The following is a 16,453-nucleotide window of genomic DNA, read 5'->3' on the forward strand; positions in this document are numbered from 1 at the left end:
ACCCAACCGAACGGGACCTCTCCTTTGCGACTGATCCATTTTATCGCCATTGCTGCTCTGGGGCTGATCGCGTCCATGGCGTCGGCGGACATTTTCGACTTGTCCGGTGTCTGCCGCAGCGGGCAACCCGACGGTGTTCGCCTGCAAGAGCAGATGGGACAGGTGGGGTGCGTTGACGGCGTTCTGACGGCCGAAGCGGGACCGAAGGATGGTCGCGTGGGAAAGGCGGCGCTGATCGTACCGACGGGCCGGCTTGGCCCGGGCGCGGGACTGCGGATTTCGGCGGAGGTGTTCTTTCCGACGGACAGTCCGATGAATTCGATCATTCTGATGGATGCCGAATGCAAGTACTGCGGCCGCGACGACAATCCGGGTCTTCGACTCTACCTGCGCGACGGACGGCTGCGCGTAGATCGCGCCAAGATCGGAGAGCGGCACGCCTGGACCAACGATACCGCACCGCAAGTGCCGCGCGGTCGATGGGTCGAACTCGTCTGGGACCTCGGGATCGCGACCGGCGACGATGGACGTTCAGATGTCTGGCTCGACGGAGTTCCGGTGCTTCAAGACACGGGGCGAACAACACCGGAAGATCGCGCGCCGGGCGATGCCGTCGACCGCGTGCAGATCGGGGTTACCGCCAATTCCAATGATAGTCCGGTCAGCCTGCAGATGCGTGCGATCCGGATCGAAACCCGGCCCTAGCCCTCGCGAACGGGGGACCATTTGGTGGAGCGCACGCCAACAGACCACCTCAGGATCGCGATCGCGATGGCAAGGTGGCCGAGCGTGAAGAGCGTCGCGACCGACGCGCCGGGCAGGCGCACGGACGTCGTCGCCGACAGGAGCGCGACACCGTAGACGCAGAGCTGCGCGATGAGGATCGCCGCGTAGATCGGCCCCGAATTGGCGAGCAACGTAGACAGGATCAGCAGAACGGGCAGCAGGAACGCGACCATCCGGCGGGCGAACTTGTGACTGACCAGCTGCCACGCATAGAGCCCGGTGCGGGCCGGGTTCATCAGCCGCGCAAACTGCATCAGACCGCGCCAGCCGCGCTCGGTCGAGCGGATGCGCCGGCCCATCTCCTGCTTTGCTCCGGAACTCACCGCTTCCCGGGCGACGGCACCGGGGGCGAAGGCCAGCCGATAGCCGGAATCGACCGCGCCGAGCGACGTCACGAGGTCGTCCGCCATATCCGCCGGCACTGGACGGACGAGAGCGCGCCGCACCGCGTAGAGCGTCCCCTGGGCTGATACGGTGCCGCCGATCCGGTCCTCGGCGATTTTCAGTGCGTTGTCGTAACGCCAGAACAGCCGCTCCGCCCGGTCCAGCAGACCGCCCCGGTCCGGAATGTCGAGCTGCCCGATGGCTCCGCCGACCCCCGGATCGGCGAAGGGCCGCAGCAGGGCGCGCACCGCGCCCGGCACCAAGGTGCTGTTGGCGTCCGAGAAAATGACGATCCGGTCGGGCGGGATACGGCCAAGCCCGATGTTCAACGCGCCGGCCTTGCCCACGTGGCCACCGGTCGAGAGCACTTCGACCCGCGGATCACCGGCGGCGGCGACCAGCGCCGCATCCTCCGTCCCGTCGTCGGAGCCGTCGGAGACGATCAGCACCTGCAGATCGTGTGCGCCGGTTTCCTGATCGAGGACCGAGCGGACCTTGGCACCGATGTCGGCGGCCTCGTTCCGGGCGGCGATCAGCATGGTTGCCGCAAAGGGTCGTTCCGGATGTGTCGCGCGGCGCGGCCAGACGGCGGCCAGGGCGATCCAGATCAGGCCATAGCCGGCGAGCGAATAGACGATAGCCGCGAACGTTATCCAGAACAGGGCGATCATCCGGTCTCTTCCTTCGTCAGCCATGCCGCACGCACGCAGAGGGCGACCAGGATCCACATGTACTTCGTGTCTTCGTTCGGCATGAAGAGGGACGCGAACAGGAACGCCGTGAAGGCCACGGCAAGCGCCCGGGCCATGCGCCCGCACTCACTGTCGGGCGCTTGCGCGGCGGCACGGAAGGCGGCGCGCACCGCGCCGAGCGTCGCGGCGAGGAACAGTGTCAGCCCGATGATCCCCGTCTCGACCGCGGTCTCGAGAAAGGCGTTGTGCAACTGGCGCGGCATCGGAAGGCGACCGGGATACCAGCGAAACTCGTCCGTCGCGTAGAGCTGTGGGAAGATGCCAGGGCCGACCCCGCTGATCGGCGAGCGGGACCAGAGCTCGAGCCCGATCAGGTTGTAGCTCAGGCGGCGCAGCAGGCTCCGGTCCGCGGTGCCGCTGTCACCGAGGGCGTCAGTCATGGCGCCGAGCCGCTCCCACATCGACGCGGGCATCGAAAGCAGCGCGATCGCGGCGCCGATGCCAAGGAGCAGCGCAACCGGCCCGAAGCTCCGCCGACCGCGCAGCGCGAACAGCAGTACGACCAGCCCGACGGCGAGCCCGAGTAGTGCGGACCGGGCGCCCATCACAGGGATCGCCCCGAGGCCCGGCAGTGCTGCAGCGAGCCACCAGATGCGGCGCGACCGGTCTTCGGCGGCCATCGTGAGTGACACCAGCACGCTTACCATCAGCATCTGCGCCGCGGTCGTCGGATTGTAGGCCGACGCCCCGGCAGAGCGGATCTCGCCACCCCAGGCCGCGATGTCGGCTGGGTTCGGGATCACGGTCAGGCGCGTGCCGGTCCGGGATTCGAGCATGACGAGGGCCGCCGACACGGTGCCCGACAGCGCGATTGCCCAGATCGACCAGCGTAGCAGCCGGGGCTCCGACATGGTCAGAACGAGGATCGGTACAATCGTCAGCGTCGCGACAAAGCCCTTGAGGTGGTCCTCGCCTTCGGCACCGCCGGGGCCTGCCAAATGTGCCACGACCAGCCACATTCCGAACAGCAGTGTCGCCGCGACGGGCAGGGACGGCGCGGGCCGTCCGGTCGCCGCCGGATTGTTGCGCAGCGTCAGCAGGATCGCCGACAGCGCCGCGGCGGTCGTCAGCTTGAAATGCGAGCCGGGCAAAACCGAGTCCAAATGCCCGAACAGCCCGTCGGTCTGGGACATGAAGACGAGCAGCACCGCACCCAACGCGCCTAGCTCGGCCAGCCCGACCGGCTGCCGTCGGGTCGGGTATGCCGGGACGTGGCTCACCCGGCGATGGTTCCGGGCTCGAGGTAGACGATGCCGACCGGCACGTCGCCGCGAAGCCTGGAGCGCAGGGCGTCGATCATGCCCGACAGGTCGGCGCGGTCGATCTCGTCCCGACCGAGCGTGACGATCACGGCGCCCAAGTCGGAGGGCAGGTAGTCAGGCACCGTCACCCAGCCGAGTTGGCCGGACATCAGGTTGTCGCCTTCGAGCTGCCGCTCTGCCAGCAGGTCGGCGAGCTTCGCGGACCGGGCGTCGCTCTTCACGTCGAGCACCATGATGTCGAGCGGCGTGTCGAGCGGCGGCCAGTCTATGACCGAGCCCTTGCCGCGCCGCACATCCGCCCGGTTCAGCGGCCGCAGCACCCGCACGTCGCCCGCGGCGGCGAGGTCGGCGCGGGTCTTGGCCCGTGTCGCGCCGAGGTCCTTCATGAAGATCAGCATCAGCCCGAGGATGATCCCGCCGACGAACCCCGACAGGGTGGAATTGATGACCTTCGGCTCCGCCGGAAAGCCAGGCGGCGTCGCCGGGTCGATCAGGCGCAGGGTCTCCATCTGGTCCGACAGCTCCGTGCGGACATTGATGATACGCGTCTCGATGTCGTTGATCCGGTCGCGCACACGCGCGATCTCGGCGTCGGCTTCCTCAAGCGGGGCTTCGAAGGCGGCGAAGCGGGCGATCTCCTGACGGAGGTCGGCGACGGTGCGAGTCCGCTCGGCGATCAACTGTTCCAGCTCGACAGAGCGGACCTGCGCGAGTGCGAGCTCTTCCTCGGTCGTAACGCTCAGTCCGTTGCGGCGGTCGTTTGTCTGGGCCTCGCCGAAGCTGGCGAGAAGGGCGTTGCTCGCCGAGAGTTCGGACCGTGCCGAGACGAGATCGGACTCGGCCTGCGACAGGCGCTGCAGAAGTGTCGTCCGTTCGGTCTGGAAGTCGGTGATCCCGTTCTCGCGCATCAGCTCGCTGCGCGCGCTCCGCAGGTCGGCGGCTTCCTCGACGGCGGCGGCACGCTCGCCTTCGAGGAAATCCTGCAGGCTTTGGGTGCTTTGTGCGATCTGCTCGCGGTTCCGGTCGCGATAGACCTCCGCCAGCATGTTGGCGATGATCGCCGCCTCTTGCGGATCATCCCAACGAACACCGATCTGCATGATGAAGGTGCTCTCAACCATCGACAGCGACATGGAATCGCGGATCTCGTCGATCTCTCCCTCGATACCGGTCGATTGCGGCCAGACGCCCGAGTTGATCCAGCGCAGCGTCTGTTTCACCTTGCGCTTCGCCTGTGACAGCAGGCTGGGCGGCGGGGGAGGCTCGGAACTTCCGCCGGCCAGTTCCTCGTAGACGCGGACGGCAGTCTCGCGGCTGCGGAGGTATTCCATGTGGCTCTGCGTGACGACGTTCGCGCTGTCGTAGGACGCGCCCCGCACGTAGTCGCGGGTGAACTCGAGCTCCGCGTTGGACGGTTGAACCGTGACGGTCGCGGTCGCAACGTAGGTCGGATCAGTGATCAGCTTAACGACCGCCAGTCCCCCCGACAGCGCCGCGCCGAGCAGGGCGAGGAGCGCGAGCCGGCGTGAACCAAGCCGGAGAAGGTCGAGGTAATGGGCCACGGCCCCGGGCTGTTCGGTCACGGTCGCAGTCCTTGTGACGCGGGTCGGCGCGGGGCGCATCGTGTCGAAAGTCGGCTGATACATCTTATGCGTCCATCAGATGCGAGGGCTCGGCGCGACGCGGATCGCTGGATCGGACGGCGCGCCGCGACGTTGCCAGACCCAGTGCGGAAAAGGCTGGTTCTTCCATGCACCGCCGACAAGCGCGACCGGGGCGATGGCGCCGACGGCCTCGCCGATGCGGGCGGCCAAGCGGCCCGCAAGGCCAAGTCCGGCACGCGCGCCGTCGGGATGGGACGTGTTCGGTGCGAAGGGCGAGCGCAGGCCCGGTGCAGGCGCGAGGTCCAGCTCGGCGAGCAACGCGGCGGTCCCGGCCTCGGGATCGGCTTTCATCGTTTCGTAGGACAAGCGGTGGCAGCGACCCGGGTGATCCGCCTCGAAAGATGCCATAAGCCGGGCGACCAGCGCGGAGGTCGCGGCGCTCCGGGCAATACGCATCAGGCGGCGAACCGGGCCGGCATCGGGCCGGCCGTAGGCGCGGAGCCGCGACAGGATCATCGCTTCGGCGTCGCGCTGGACAAGGACGAACTGCGCGTCGGGATAGGCCGCCGCGATCTGCCAGGCGTGGCGCAAGTGATGGGGGCTCTTCTCGACCCAAGCCACGCGACCGGCGGCGAACCTGTCCATCACGATGCGAAAGGTTTCAGCTGGATCGGAGCGGGCATCGCCCGGTTCGACACCGACGATCTGGCCGTAATCGCTTTCGGCGAAGGCCCGGATCGATTCATCTCGCCGGGCCGGGTCGCTCCAGTCCCAGGCCTGCGCGAAATGCGAGAAGAAGACGCTCTCGTGGATGCCCTGATGATCCACGTCCGTCACCGCCGCCACGTCCTGGTGCGCGGCGAGCAGGTTTCCCACCCACGTCGTGCCCGAGCGCTGCTGGCCAAGGATGAAGATCGGGCGAGGCATCGTCATGCGACCCCCGCGAGCGCAGCGGTACCCTCGGCCGGTCTCGGCCGGGCAGAGCGGAACATCTCAAGCTGTCGCCGCGCGTTGACGGCGAGGTCGAATTCCTCCGCGACGAGGTCCCGTCCGGCAGTCGCGATTTTCGCGGCCCTCTCGGGATTATCGTGGATGTCGGTCAGCGCGGCGCGCAGGCCCTCGACATCACCCGGCTCGGTCAGCCACCCGGTCTCACTTGGGCGCACCAGCTCGGGAATGCCCGAAACGTTGGTCGAAACGGCGGGACGGGCATGGGCCATCGCCTCGATGACCACGTTCGGGATGCCCTCGGTGCGGCCGTTCGGCCCGATCACCGACGGCGCGATGCAGGCCGCGGATTCGGCGTAAAGGCCCGAGATCGCCTCGTAGGGCTGCGGACCCATGAAGGTCACCCGGTCGGTGAGGCCGAGGTTTTTCGACAGCGCCTCCAGCTTGGCGTGATCCGGGCCGGTGCCTGCGATCTTGAGTTGCCAGTTCGGTCGATCGAACCCCGCGAGCGCCTGAAGCAGGACGTCGACGCCCTTACGCGGCTGAAGCGAACCGACGTAGAGCAGGCGAAACTTGTCGCGCGGCGCGGGTGGCAAGGCGGGGATGGAGGCAACGTCGACCGAAGAATGGATGACCTCGAAATCGTAGTCGGCCATGCCCGCGACATTCTTCGTGAGGAACGTCGCGCCGAAGCGGCTGACGGTGCGCACCGCGCTCGCCTCGCCGAACTTCTGGGCCAGCAGGCGCTGGCTGCGGAAGATGTCGTGAGCGCGGCAGCTGACGGAATAAGGGATGCCGGTCACGGCGTGGGAAATCCAGGCCATCGTCGCGGGATGTCCGGCGAACTCGGCATGAACGTGGGTCGCGCCCCATGCGTTCAGCTCTTCAGCCAGACGCAGGCTCGCCGGAATGAGGCCGAGCGACTTCGCCGCCATGACGCCGTCCCGCCCCTGGTGCCGCAGGATGGAACCCGCCCGCTGCAGTGCCGTCGCCGGATGGCGGAGCGCGGCGGCCAGCGTCGCTGGCGCGCCGAGTGGCACGTGATGGGCGCGCTCCGCCAGCGGCTTGGCGAATTCGTGCAGGATCTCGGACGCGCGCCAGGGCGCGACGTGATAGAGCCGCAGGTCGACCCCTTCGTCGAGCCAGACCATCAGGTCTCGCGCGATGAAGGTCTCCGTGGTTTTGGGGAACTCGGTGACGATGACGGCCAGTTTCATTGCACGGCCTCCAGTCCGCGCGTCCCGGCGCTGCGGCGCGACCGGCGGGCGACGATCCGCGAGGCACGTTTCAGCACCGCGAAGCCGAGCAGCGGCACGCCCCACCAGAGGTTGCCCTCCATCGCGCCGAGGTGAGCCCGAAGCGCGAAGGTATCGAGCGCGACGGACCGGAAACCGGCGTAATCCTCACCGACATGCAGCCGGGAGAGGATGTCGTCCGGCTCGTCCGCCGTGTTGCGCCCGGTGCCGCCAGTCGTTGCGATGAAGCCGGCCTGCCGTGCCAGGCGGCGTGCGGCGGGACTCGTCTTGTTCTCTGGCCAGCAAAAAATGCGAGGCATGCGGCCGATCTCGCGAGTGAGGGTGTTCTGCGAGTGTGACAGCACGTCGGCGACGCGGGACCTGTATTGGCCTTCGCTCTCTCCCATCGCTGCGGTCGAGAGCGCCGGCGCACTTTCCTGCACCGGGGTGCCGAGCGGAACGGGGAGGTCGGTCCTGCGATACCAGTCGTGCTTCGGACCCGGCATCTCGGCCCATTGGACGGTGGACAGTTTGCCGGCATTCGCCGCTGTCAGCCGGTCGACGATCGTCGGGCCCGTCACGACGTGCCCGTGGTCGGTGCCGTGCGCCTCGATGCGCCACTCGGGGCTCGCGTCCATCTCGCGCAGTTCGGCCCATGTCAGGAAGCCGTCGTCCGCCGGCCCATCGCGCCGGGCGTCTCCGGGTTCGATGAAGTCGGTCGAGACGAACAGCGTCGCGGTGAGGCCGTGCCGCTTGAGGATCGGCCAGGCGTGGATGCGGTTGTTCAGGTAGCCGTCGTCGAAATGGATCACCAGCGGTCGCTTCGGCAGGCGGCCCATCCGACGGTCACGGATGAACTCTTCGGTCTGAAGCGCCGTGTAGCCCATCCGCCGATACAGGCGCGCTTGCGCCTCCAGCGTTTCGGGCCGGATCGACGTCTGGTCGGCCCATGGCAGCCAGGCGGCATCCGGGGACACGGAATGATAGGTCAGCACGGGCGTTCCGCGTCGACGGATCATGAAGGGTGTCGCCATCGCTGCGCCGGCGAGCGCACCAAGACCCGCCGCGCCCATGGCAGGAAGGGCAGGGACCAAAAACGGCGCGACGGCCGCAGTGGCGACGACCGCGGCCAGCGCGCCGAGAGCGGCCCGGTTGCGCTGCTTCGCGCGGTTCGGCGTGCGACGGTCATCCGTCATGTGGGCAGCACGGTCTGGTCGAGGAAGTAGCGGTCGAGCCGGTATTGCTGCGTCGTCGTCAGCGCCCCGATCCGGGCGTAACTGACGATGCCCGACCGGCCGGGCCCGAGCGGCGCGTTGAACTGCACTTCGGTGTCGATGTCGATCTTCACGACGCGGCCCGACCGCAGCTTGCGCGACAGGGTCAGGCGGTGCTGGCCCGTCTCCGGCGGCAGGGTCGACACGAACTGCACCACTTCGTCGGAGATCCCGACCAGCGCGGCGATACGGCCACTTTCCATCGTAACAGTGGCCGACCGGGGCGACATGAAGCCGCCGCGCAGGAAGGTGTGCTGCGCGACCGGGGAACCGGTCTGGCGGATCGTCTCGAAGATGCCGGCGACGCCCCGGCGAAACACATGCCCGCCGACACGGGCAATGAAGGCCACGAGGGGCAGGTAGCGAACCGGGCGCCGACAGGCGCGGGCCACGAGCCGGCCACGCACGCGCTTTGACGCGGAGTGCGGCATCAGCGCCTGGCTCAGTCCCATGAGGCCGGGACGCACGGTGAAGCGCACGTCGAGGTCGTCGACCTGCGCCTGGTAGAGCGGCATAAGCTCGATCCGGATCGGGCGCGGTCCGAAGAACACCATGTCGCCGCGCAGGATGTTGAGCAGCTGCGGAAGCTCGTCCAGCCTGCTCTTGCGAAGGTAGCTCCCGAACGAGGTCTCGAGTTGCGTTCGCTTCGGCAGCGTCTTGCCGCTGGTCGCTTGGGCCGCCGACAGCGTCAGGGTGCGGAACTTCAGGATCTGAAAGACCTCGCCATGAAGGCCCAGCCGGTCACCCTTGTAGATCGCCGGGTAGGACGAGCTGACGCGCTGGGCGATCCAGATCATCGCGAAGATCGGAGATGTGAGTACCAACAGCACCGCGGCGAGACCCCGGTTGAAGATCGCGTCAGCCGTCGGGTGCTTCGGAACGTATCCGATCCCATCGTCGACGAGTGCCGTTGCCGCTGTCTTGCGGAACGGCGCGGCGACGGGCGTTTGCCCCGACCGACGTGCAACAATTGTGAAGCCCGATGCAGTTCGCTCGAACTGCTCGGCAGATTGATCTGTCAAAATTCCCCACCCCAGAGTACGTGGCTCAGCTATGCTGGCTTACGGAGCAACTCACGAAGTAAGGTTACCTTGCGCCTCAGGCCACAATTTAGTCAAATTTACAGATTAACGTGATATTAACGGAAACAGTCTTCGGTCCGGTTGCTCGACTGTCCAGCCTGACGCAGCCGCATCAATTTAGAGTTGTGCTCGCAATTCAGTTCCGTCGATTCGTGCCATGTCCGCTCCCATCCTGATTGTTCTTCCGCACCTCCGACCCGGGGGTATTGAGCGCAGCGTGATGCTCCTTGCGAACGAACTGACGCGGACCGGGACCCCCGTTCATCTCCTGCTGTCCCGACGAGACGGCGCGCTCCTCGCCGATTTGCGACCGGAAGTTGCCGTATCGGACCTCGGCGGGCGTCGCGCCGCGTCTAGCATTGTTTCCATTTTTGAAATGATCAAAGGTGCGCGTGCCGTATATTCAGGCACCAACGCCCGGAACCTCGCTGTCCTATCCGCGGCGGCGGTCCGAGCCTCCGCACCGCCGATTCTCATCTCCGAACACACATCACCGGAGGTCTACCTCGCGACCGCCAAGTGGCCGGCTTTGCGCCGGCTGGCGATGCGCCGTCTCTATCCCCGGGCCGCTCGGCTGGTCGCGCCGACACCCGGTCTCGGCGAGGCGTGGCTGACGCAATTGTCGCTTTCAGGGCCACCGGTCGCCGTCCTGCCGAACCCGATCCTCACCGCCGACGACATCGCCCTGTCTGCGCGCATCGCGGCGGGCAGCGGACCGGACCGTGATCCGGACCTCGTCGTCTCGATCGGTCGGCTGCACTCGGCCAAAGGGCCGGACATCCTGCTCGACGCCTTCGCGGTCGCTTTGGGCCGAAGGCCATCGTTGCGGCTCGACCTGTGGGGCGAAGGCGCGGAAGAGCCAGCGTTGAGAGCGCAGGCCGAAAGGCTGGGTATCGCGGAAAACGTCCGGTTTCGCGGGCTGACGTCGCAATCTGTGACCGAGATCGCGGGTGCCGGGCTGTTCGCGCTCGCCTCGCGGCGCGAAGGATTCGGCAACGTGGTGGTTGAAGCTCTCGCTGCTGGAACGCCGGTCGTCGCAACCGATTGCGACGGGCCGCGACGCCTGCTCGACGGGCTTGGTCCAGCGGGGCGGATCGTGCCACGCGAAAACCCCGATGCGCTCGGCCTTGCCATCGCCGAACAGGCCGGGCAGGCGGAAGCTCTTGCCGAAGCCCGGCAGGCCGGTCCTGCCCGCGCCGAACGCTACAGCGTCGCGGCAGCGGCCGAGGCTTTCCGCGCGCTTATCGACGAAGTTTCCTGAGAAGCGGCCGTGCATTGCGCACAGCGCCGGCGAGGGCGGGCCGCAGGTCGATCTCGTGGACTTGGACAAGCCGAACCCGGCGAGGCGAGACCCGCATCTTGACCCTGTCGCGGCTCGTCTCTTCGTCCGGCGCGTCTTCGGGGCTCAACCCGCCGACATCGACGAAGTCCACGCCGGGCAGGGCACCCCCCGCTGTCCGAGAGACGAGGTAGTCCAAGATCAGCGGCGACCGGGGGAAGGCCGCGTCCGGGTCCTGCCAGCCGCCGGCCATGAACAGGATCCGGTTCGCATCCCGCAGTCCGGTGAACAGACCGATCCGCTCCCCGTTGCGCCAGACGCCGGCAACGATTCCGCCTTTCGCCTGTGCGTGGGCGATCTGTCCCGGCCCGGACGGCGCGCCGGCGAGCGAGAAGTTGCGCCGGTCCTCCAGCACGCCCAGAAACCGCGACAGCGTCGGGCCGGGATCGGGGCCCGGATCGTCCGTGACGAGATAGCCCTTCTTGTGCGCCTGCTTCACCTGCCGCCGGTGATTGGGCGAGAAGCTCTTGCTCAACTCGTCCGGCGTGCGTCGCACATCGACCAGCCCCGTGTGATCGTGCAGCGTCTGCCGGTCTTCACTTGCGACCCCAATGCCGAGCGCGTCGAGACGGGCGGTCGCCCGGTCTGCCTCGTCGTCTTCCCACCGGGGGTTCATCGTCAACGTGAGGCAGCCTTCCTTGCGGATCGCGGTCAGCAGCGGCGGCAGCGTCTCGGTCAGATCGTCGGGTGTCGCGGTGACCGGCCCGCGCCGGAACGCCCCGATCCAGAGCCCGCCGGCAAGCCGCGTGCGCCGCAGAAGCCCATAAAGCCGCAGCGCCCCCGTATCGTCCCGCACCGTGCAGTGGAGGTAATCAGTCCGTCCGGCCTTCGGCGCGTAGTCGGGCCAGTCGGGTTCCTGGAAATAGCACGCCGCCGGGGACTCCGAGACGAACCGGGCGTAGGCGAGACGCTCCTCGGGCGATACGCTGGATGTGATCTCGGCGAACATGGACTGCATCCTTTCTGCCCGCTACCTATCCCCAACGCACCGCGTATCGCCAGAAGGGATCGGTCAAGCCGACGTCACCACGTCAAAATTTCGCTCCCACCACAGCCGCGCCCCAATTCGGGGCCAGTTGTGCATATAGCTCTCGCACATCCTGCGCCGCTGGGGCATCCCGTCGCTGGACTTCCTTTCGCCGCCGAGGCCCCTCGATGACCGAACCCGATCCGAAAGCCGACGCCGCCCGCGAAGCGGCCGCGATCGGCAACGTCGTCCTGGTGACGGCCTACAGGGGTATGGGGCTGGTGCTGACGATCGGCCTCGTGATGTTCCAGGCCGCAGCCTTCGGCACCACGCTCGCGGCGGACGCGTTCGCCTTCGCGCGGCAGACGATCTCGGCCACGTTGTCGCAACTCGAACACCTGCTCGAGAAAGTGTTCGTGCCTGTCTTCATGCAGGACGCCACCGCGGACGAAAGCTCTACCGCGGCGCGGCTCATGCGACTGGCCCTGCAACTGGTTCTGCTGTCGATCGTCGCGACGGCAATGCTCTGGTTGGCCGTACCGGCAATCGTCAGCGCGCTGGCGCCGACCTTCGAGGGCGAGCGGCGGGACATCACGATCACCGTCTTCCGCATCATGCTGCTCGGCATTCCGCCGTCGGTCCTTGCCGGGCTGTTCGCGGCGGCGCGGTTCTCGCGGCGGAAGTTCGGGCTCGTGTCGCTCGCCCGGCTGATGCCGCGCGCCGCCGGCCTGCTTGGCTTCGTCTTCGCGGGGCTGTCGCTGTCGGTGACCGGCCTGTCCTGGTGGCTGGTCGGCGGCATGGCGGCAATGGCGGCGGCACTCTTCTACGCCACCATGCGCGTGTCTCTGCGGGGAAAGCCGCTGTCGGTCGAGCCGGGACAGGCGTCGGAAGGCAGCGGTCGCCGCGCGGTGGCCACGGTCATCGGGGCCGTCGGGCAGATCGCGCTCGGCTCGATCAACGCTTTTCTCGCGACGTTCGGCCCTGTTGGGACGATCACGCTGATGTTCCTCGGCCTGAGGCTGCTGAACGCGGCGCCCGGCATGACGGGAACCGCCGTCAACACGGTCTATTTCGCCGAATTTGCGGAAGGCGCACAGAACCGCCGAACCGACCAGGCCCGCCGGATCGCCTCCGGTCTTCGCATGTCCTTGATGTTCGCCCTGCCGATCGCGGCCCTGCTGGTCGTCGCCGCGGGACCCATCGCCGAACTTCTGCTGGTCCGGGGCGCGTTTTCCGAGGCCGACGGTTTGGCGGTCGCCGAGTTCGTGGTCTTGATGACCCCCACGCTTCTGGTGAATGCCAGCCACAGCGCCTTCAGCCCTGCCGTCCTCGCCGATCCGGAACTGCCGCTCGCCCGCGTCACCACGATCGGCTCGGTCGCGGCCATCGCAGTGCGCCTCGGTCTCGGGCTGGTTCTGGTGCCGAGATACGGGCTCGATGGGCTGGCGGTCGCGATCCTTATCAGCTCGCTCGCCAACAATCTCGCGCTCTGGGTCGTGCTGCGGCGGGCCTACGGTCGGTTGATGTCCCTGCGGGACTTCGGTGTCCTTGCCCGGATGGCGGCTGCGGCCATCCTTGGCGCAGCGATCCCGTGGGCCTTGCCTGGGGTGCCGATCCTGCTCACCGCGCCGGCGTCCGGTGTGGCCTACGTCGCGCTCTGCTTCCTGTTCAACGTGCCAGAGATCCGCATTCTGCTGAGGCGGCGCAAGACTGCCGTCTGATCGACCTACAGGTCAGGCCGTCCCTCTCGCCAACAGTTCGACCGGCAGAATAACCGGTTCGTCCGGCAGCGGATCGCCGGAGATCAGCAACTCGACCGCCGTTCGTCCCATGTCGACTTCCGGGACCATGAAGGTCGTCAGCGGCGGGCGCAGCAGGCGCGCGAAGTCCCGATCCTCGCACCCGATGACGGCGACGTCGTCGGGAACCCGGCAGCCGACGTCTTCCAGACCTTCGAGCGCGCCAAGCGCCATCATGTCATTCTGGCAATAGATCGCGTCGGTGGTGACCTGCTCCTTCATCAGCCGCAGGACGATCTTCTTCGCGGCCTCGTCGATCGAGCGGCCGACCTCCACGTGGAACGGCGTCAGGCCGGACTCCGCCAGCCCGTTGAGAAACCCGCTGAGCCTGAGCCGCGTACCGATCTGCCAAGGGTCGCCGGTCAGCGTCGAGATCCGCTCGCGGTTCAGGGACACGAGGTGCCGCGCGGCCTGATAGCCGATGTCGTAGTGATCGGGCATGACGCTGGTGCCGATCCCGTCCTCACGCTGGCAATTGAGGAAGACGTGCCGGAAATTGCGCAAATCTTCCGTCGGCTCCGGGCCGACGTTGTAGGTCAGGGCGTAGACGACTTCGGTGATCCCGAGATCACGCAGATTTTCCAGCGCGGCCTTCTCGCGGTCGGCCCGGCCATCCGTCATCTGAACGACGACCTGGTAGTCGAGGTCAGCTGCCGTGGCCATGACGCCTTCCATCAGGTTGGACGCGTTCCGGTTTGATAACTCGTTTATCAGAACTCCGATGATTCGAGTGCCGGAGCGGTCCGGGCGGCGTGACAGCGAGGGGTGCCGATACTCGAGCTTCTCCGCGGCCCGGCGGACCCTCGCCCGGGTCGCATCAGGAATCCTCGTGCCGGGTATCTCGTTCAACACGAGAGAAACCGTTGTTTTAGAGACCTTTGCGGCCTTTGCGACATCGCTCATCAAAACGCGCTTGGCCATCTGTCCCTCGTCTTCGGCGCACACGACTTGACAAGATTACGGCCGTGGAAGCAAGTTCCGATAAACAAGTTTAGCAAGCTCGTTTGCCGGACGGTGAGGGGAGGAGAGACCTGACACCGAAGACCGGCAAGAAAACGTCCTTGGGAGGGGAACGTGCGACATGCAAGAACGCCTTGCGATCATGGCTGATGGACCTTTGTTTGCTGCGTTTGACCGGTCGGGCCGGTGGCTCGCCGGTGGAGCCGTGTCGGTCTGCGCTCCAAGCCGTCCGATCCTGCTAAACGCGGTTCGCACATCGTGAGTGAGGCCCTGACCCAGGCTGCCCGGCCGCCCCGCAAGGCCAGCCCGCGCAAGCGCGACGACACCCGTGCGGCGTTGGTGTTCCTGTCGCCCTGGCTGCTTGGCCTGCTGTTCCTCACGGCCATGCCAATGCTGGCGTCGCTCGTCCTGTCCTTCACCGACTACGACCTTCTGTCCTCTCCCGAATGGGTCGGCGCAGAAAACTACCAGAGGCTCTTCACGTCGGACCCGAGGTTCCTGAAGTCCTTGGAAGTCACGACGATGTACGTGCTGATCTCCGTCCCGCTCGACGTGGCGGTGGCGCTGGTCATCGCGGTGACGCTGTCGGGCGCCAACCGGTCGGCGAACTTCTTCAGGGGCGTCTTCTACCTGCCGTCCCTCCTGGGCGGGAGCGTGGCGATCGGGGTTCTGTGGCGGCAGATCTTCGGCTCGAACGGCATCGTGCCGGAAGCGATGGGCTTCATCGGGCTGCCCTCGACAAGCTGGGTCGGGAACCCCGACTACGCGATCTGGTCGCTGATCCTGCTGAACGTCTGGCAGTTCGGGGCGCCGATGGTGATCTTCCTCGCCGGGGTTCGCCAGATCCCGAAGGATCTGACGCAGGCCGCGATCATGGACGGGGCTTCGCCCGTGCAGCGGTTCTTCCTCATCACGCTGCCGCTGCTGAGCCCGCTGATCCTGTTCAATCTCGTGATGCAGATGATCGTCGCCTTCCAGGCGTTCGTGCCGGCCTATGTGGTCAGCGACGGCAGCGGCGGGCCGGTCGATTCCACGCTGTTCTACACCCTCTACCTTTACCTCGAGGGCTTCCGGAATTTCCGCATGGGCTACGCCATGTCGATGGCCTGGATCCTGCTGGTCATCATCGCTGTCTTCACGGCGCTCGCCTTCGCGACCTCGCGGCGCTGGGTTCACTACGAAAGCTGATGACATGACCGACGTGATCGCAGCCAACCGCAATCCCGCCCGCCGCCTTGTCCGGCAGGTGGTGCTCTGGGGACTCGTCTTCCTGATGAGCTACCCGCTGCTCTGGATGATCTCGAGCTCGCTGAAACCCGAGAGCGCGATCTTCACGCAGCCTGGACTCATCCCGGAGCGGATCACCTTCTCGAACTACACCGAGGGCTGGACCCGCCTGAACTTCTCCTTCGGGCTTTTCATGGTGAACTCGGTCGTGATCTGCATGCTCGCGATCCTCGGCAACCTGTTCTCCTGCTCGCTGGCGGCCTATGCCTTTGCCCGGCTGAGGTTTCCGTTCTCGAGGCTCGCTTTCGGGCTGATGCTTGCGACGCTGATGTTGCCCGTCCACGTGACGATCCTGCCGCAATACATCGTCTTCCAGAAGCTCGGCGCGGTGAACACCATCCTGCCGCTCGTCCTGCCGAAGTTCTTCGCGGTCGACGCCTTCTTCATCTTCCTGATGGTTCAGTTCATCCGCGGTATTCCGCGCGACCTCGACCAGGCGGCGGAGATGGACGGCTGCAACAAGTACCAGATCTTCTGGTTCATCGTCTTTCCGCTGTGCCGGCCCGCGCTCGTGCTGGTCGCGATCTTCACGTTCCTCTGGACGTGGAACGACTTCTTCAGCCAGCTCATCTACCTCAGTGACGCCAGCAAATACACGGCTCCGCTGGCGCTCAATCTCTTCATCGACGCGACAAGCGGCGAATCCGCGTGGGGCATGTTGTTCGCCATGTCTGTCGTGACGCTGCTGCCGCTCTTCATCCTGTTCGTCCTGTTCCAGAAGCAGATCGCCGAAGGCGTCGCGACGACCGGGATGAAGGGCTGAGACGAACACCA

General features: G+C 66.7%; 14 protein-coding genes. 5 read left to right on the forward strand and 9 right to left on the reverse strand.

Features of this window, described 5'->3' with window-relative positions:
• Positions 1 to 24 precede the first annotated feature (24 nt).
• Positions 25 to 705: a hypothetical protein gene (locus tag I8N54_RS02920; protein WP_140194005.1), complete on the forward strand. Its 681-nt coding sequence runs from the start codon at positions 25 to 27 to the stop codon at positions 703 to 705.
• On the opposite strand, the gene I8N54_RS02925 is transcribed toward I8N54_RS02920, so the two are convergent.
• The 7 genes from I8N54_RS02925 to I8N54_RS02955 are packed head-to-tail and all read right to left on the reverse strand — an operon-like array spanning position 702 to position 9,267.
• Positions 702 to 1,841: a glycosyltransferase gene (locus tag I8N54_RS02925; protein WP_197097522.1), complete on the reverse strand. Its 1,140-nt coding sequence runs from the start codon at positions 1,839 to 1,841 to the stop codon at positions 702 to 704. The two genes, I8N54_RS02920 and I8N54_RS02925, sit on opposite strands and share 4 nt — an antisense overlap.
• A complete protein-coding gene (locus tag I8N54_RS02930; protein WP_140194003.1) occupies positions 1,838 to 3,142 on the reverse strand; it encodes an O-antigen ligase family protein in 1,305 nt (434 codons plus the stop codon). Before I8N54_RS02930 ends, I8N54_RS02925 begins: the two co-directional genes overlap by 4 nt.
• Positions 3,139 to 4,830 (reverse strand): GumC family protein, encoded by a 1,692-nt coding sequence (locus tag I8N54_RS02935; protein WP_140194002.1) that lies wholly within the window; start codon positions 4,828 to 4,830, stop codon positions 3,139 to 3,141. Before I8N54_RS02935 ends, I8N54_RS02930 begins: the two co-directional genes overlap by 4 nt.
• A gap of 12 nt (positions 4,831 to 4,842) precedes the next feature.
• Complete coding sequence (locus tag I8N54_RS02940) at positions 4,843 to 5,721, reverse strand: sulfotransferase family protein (protein WP_140194001.1); 879 nt, start codon at positions 5,719 to 5,721, stop codon at positions 4,843 to 4,845.
• Entirely contained in the window at positions 5,718 to 6,953 is a 1,236-nt protein-coding gene (locus I8N54_RS02945; RefSeq protein WP_140194000.1) for a glycosyltransferase family 4 protein, read from the reverse strand. The genes I8N54_RS02940 and I8N54_RS02945 overlap by 4 nt, the downstream gene beginning before the upstream one ends.
• Positions 6,950 to 8,167, reverse strand: coding sequence for a polysaccharide deacetylase family protein (locus tag I8N54_RS02950; RefSeq protein WP_140193999.1), 1,218 nt, complete (start codon positions 8,165 to 8,167; stop codon positions 6,950 to 6,952). The genes I8N54_RS02945 and I8N54_RS02950 overlap by 4 nt, the downstream gene beginning before the upstream one ends.
• Positions 8,164 to 9,267, reverse strand: a complete 1,104-nt coding sequence (locus I8N54_RS02955) for a sugar transferase (protein WP_197097521.1) — start codon at positions 9,265 to 9,267, stop codon at positions 8,164 to 8,166. The genes I8N54_RS02950 and I8N54_RS02955 overlap by 4 nt, the downstream gene beginning before the upstream one ends.
• Positions 9,268 to 9,484: 217 nt before the next feature.
• Between I8N54_RS02955 and I8N54_RS02960 the strand changes: the two genes are divergently transcribed.
• Entirely contained in the window at positions 9,485 to 10,588 is a 1,104-nt protein-coding gene (locus I8N54_RS02960; protein ID WP_140193997.1) for a glycosyltransferase, read from the forward strand.
• Here I8N54_RS02960 and I8N54_RS02965 read toward each other — a convergent pair.
• Entirely contained in the window at positions 10,569 to 11,615 is a 1,047-nt protein-coding gene (locus I8N54_RS02965; RefSeq protein WP_140193996.1) for a GNAT family protein, read from the reverse strand. The two genes, I8N54_RS02960 and I8N54_RS02965, sit on opposite strands and share 20 nt — an antisense overlap.
• A gap of 206 nt (positions 11,616 to 11,821) precedes the next feature.
• On the opposite strand from I8N54_RS02965, the gene I8N54_RS02970 reads away from it, so the two are divergent.
• Positions 11,822 to 13,354, forward strand: a complete 1,533-nt coding sequence (locus I8N54_RS02970; RefSeq protein ID WP_140193995.1) for an oligosaccharide flippase family protein — start codon at positions 11,822 to 11,824, stop codon at positions 13,352 to 13,354.
• A gap of 12 nt (positions 13,355 to 13,366) precedes the next feature.
• Here the strand turns inward: I8N54_RS02970 and I8N54_RS02975 are convergent, their stop codons facing one another.
• Entirely contained in the window at positions 13,367 to 14,353 is a 987-nt protein-coding gene (locus I8N54_RS02975; RefSeq protein WP_140193994.1) for a LacI family DNA-binding transcriptional regulator, read from the reverse strand.
• Between the two features lie 297 nt (positions 14,354 to 14,650).
• On the opposite strand from I8N54_RS02975, the gene I8N54_RS02980 reads away from it, so the two are divergent.
• Positions 14,651 to 15,580, forward strand: coding sequence for a carbohydrate ABC transporter permease (locus I8N54_RS02980; RefSeq protein WP_140193993.1), 930 nt, complete (start codon positions 14,651 to 14,653; stop codon positions 15,578 to 15,580).
• 4 nt (positions 15,581 to 15,584) lie between these two features.
• Complete coding sequence (locus I8N54_RS02985) at positions 15,585 to 16,442, forward strand: carbohydrate ABC transporter permease (protein ID WP_140193992.1); 858 nt, start codon at positions 15,585 to 15,587, stop codon at positions 16,440 to 16,442.
• Positions 16,443 to 16,453 lie beyond the last annotated feature (11 nt).

Source organism: Pelagovum pacificum, assembly GCF_016134045.1.
In the GTDB taxonomy this organism is placed as follows: Bacteria; Pseudomonadota; Alphaproteobacteria; order Rhodobacterales; family Rhodobacteraceae; genus Oceanicola; species Oceanicola pacificus_A.

Coding starts and splice junctions, on each gene's coding strand:
- I8N54_RS02925 (WP_197097522.1), bottom strand. CDS start 1,841: ATGATCGCCCTGTTCTGGATAACGTTCGCGGCTATCGTCTATTCGCTC.
- I8N54_RS02935 (WP_140194002.1), bottom strand. CDS start 4,830: ATGTATCAGCCGACTTTCGACACGATGCGCCCCGCGCCGACCCGCGTC.
- I8N54_RS02940 (WP_140194001.1), bottom strand. CDS start 5,721: ATGACGATGCCTCGCCCGATCTTCATCCTTGGCCAGCAGCGCTCGGGC.
- I8N54_RS02945 (WP_140194000.1), bottom strand. CDS start 6,953: ATGAAACTGGCCGTCATCGTCACCGAGTTCCCCAAAACCACGGAGACC.
- I8N54_RS02950 (WP_140193999.1), bottom strand. CDS start 8,167: ATGACGGATGACCGTCGCACGCCGAACCGCGCGAAGCAGCGCAACCGG.
- I8N54_RS02960 (WP_140193997.1), top strand. CDS start 9,485: ATGTCCGCTCCCATCCTGATTGTTCTTCCGCACCTCCGACCCGGGGGT.
- I8N54_RS02965 (WP_140193996.1), bottom strand. CDS start 11,615: ATGTTCGCCGAGATCACATCCAGCGTATCGCCCGAGGAGCGTCTCGCC.
- I8N54_RS02970 (WP_140193995.1), top strand. CDS start 11,822: ATGACCGAACCCGATCCGAAAGCCGACGCCGCCCGCGAAGCGGCCGCG.
- I8N54_RS02975 (WP_140193994.1), bottom strand. CDS start 14,353: ATGGCCAAGCGCGTTTTGATGAGCGATGTCGCAAAGGCCGCAAAGGTC.
- I8N54_RS02985 (WP_140193992.1), top strand. CDS start 15,585: ATGACCGACGTGATCGCAGCCAACCGCAATCCCGCCCGCCGCCTTGTC.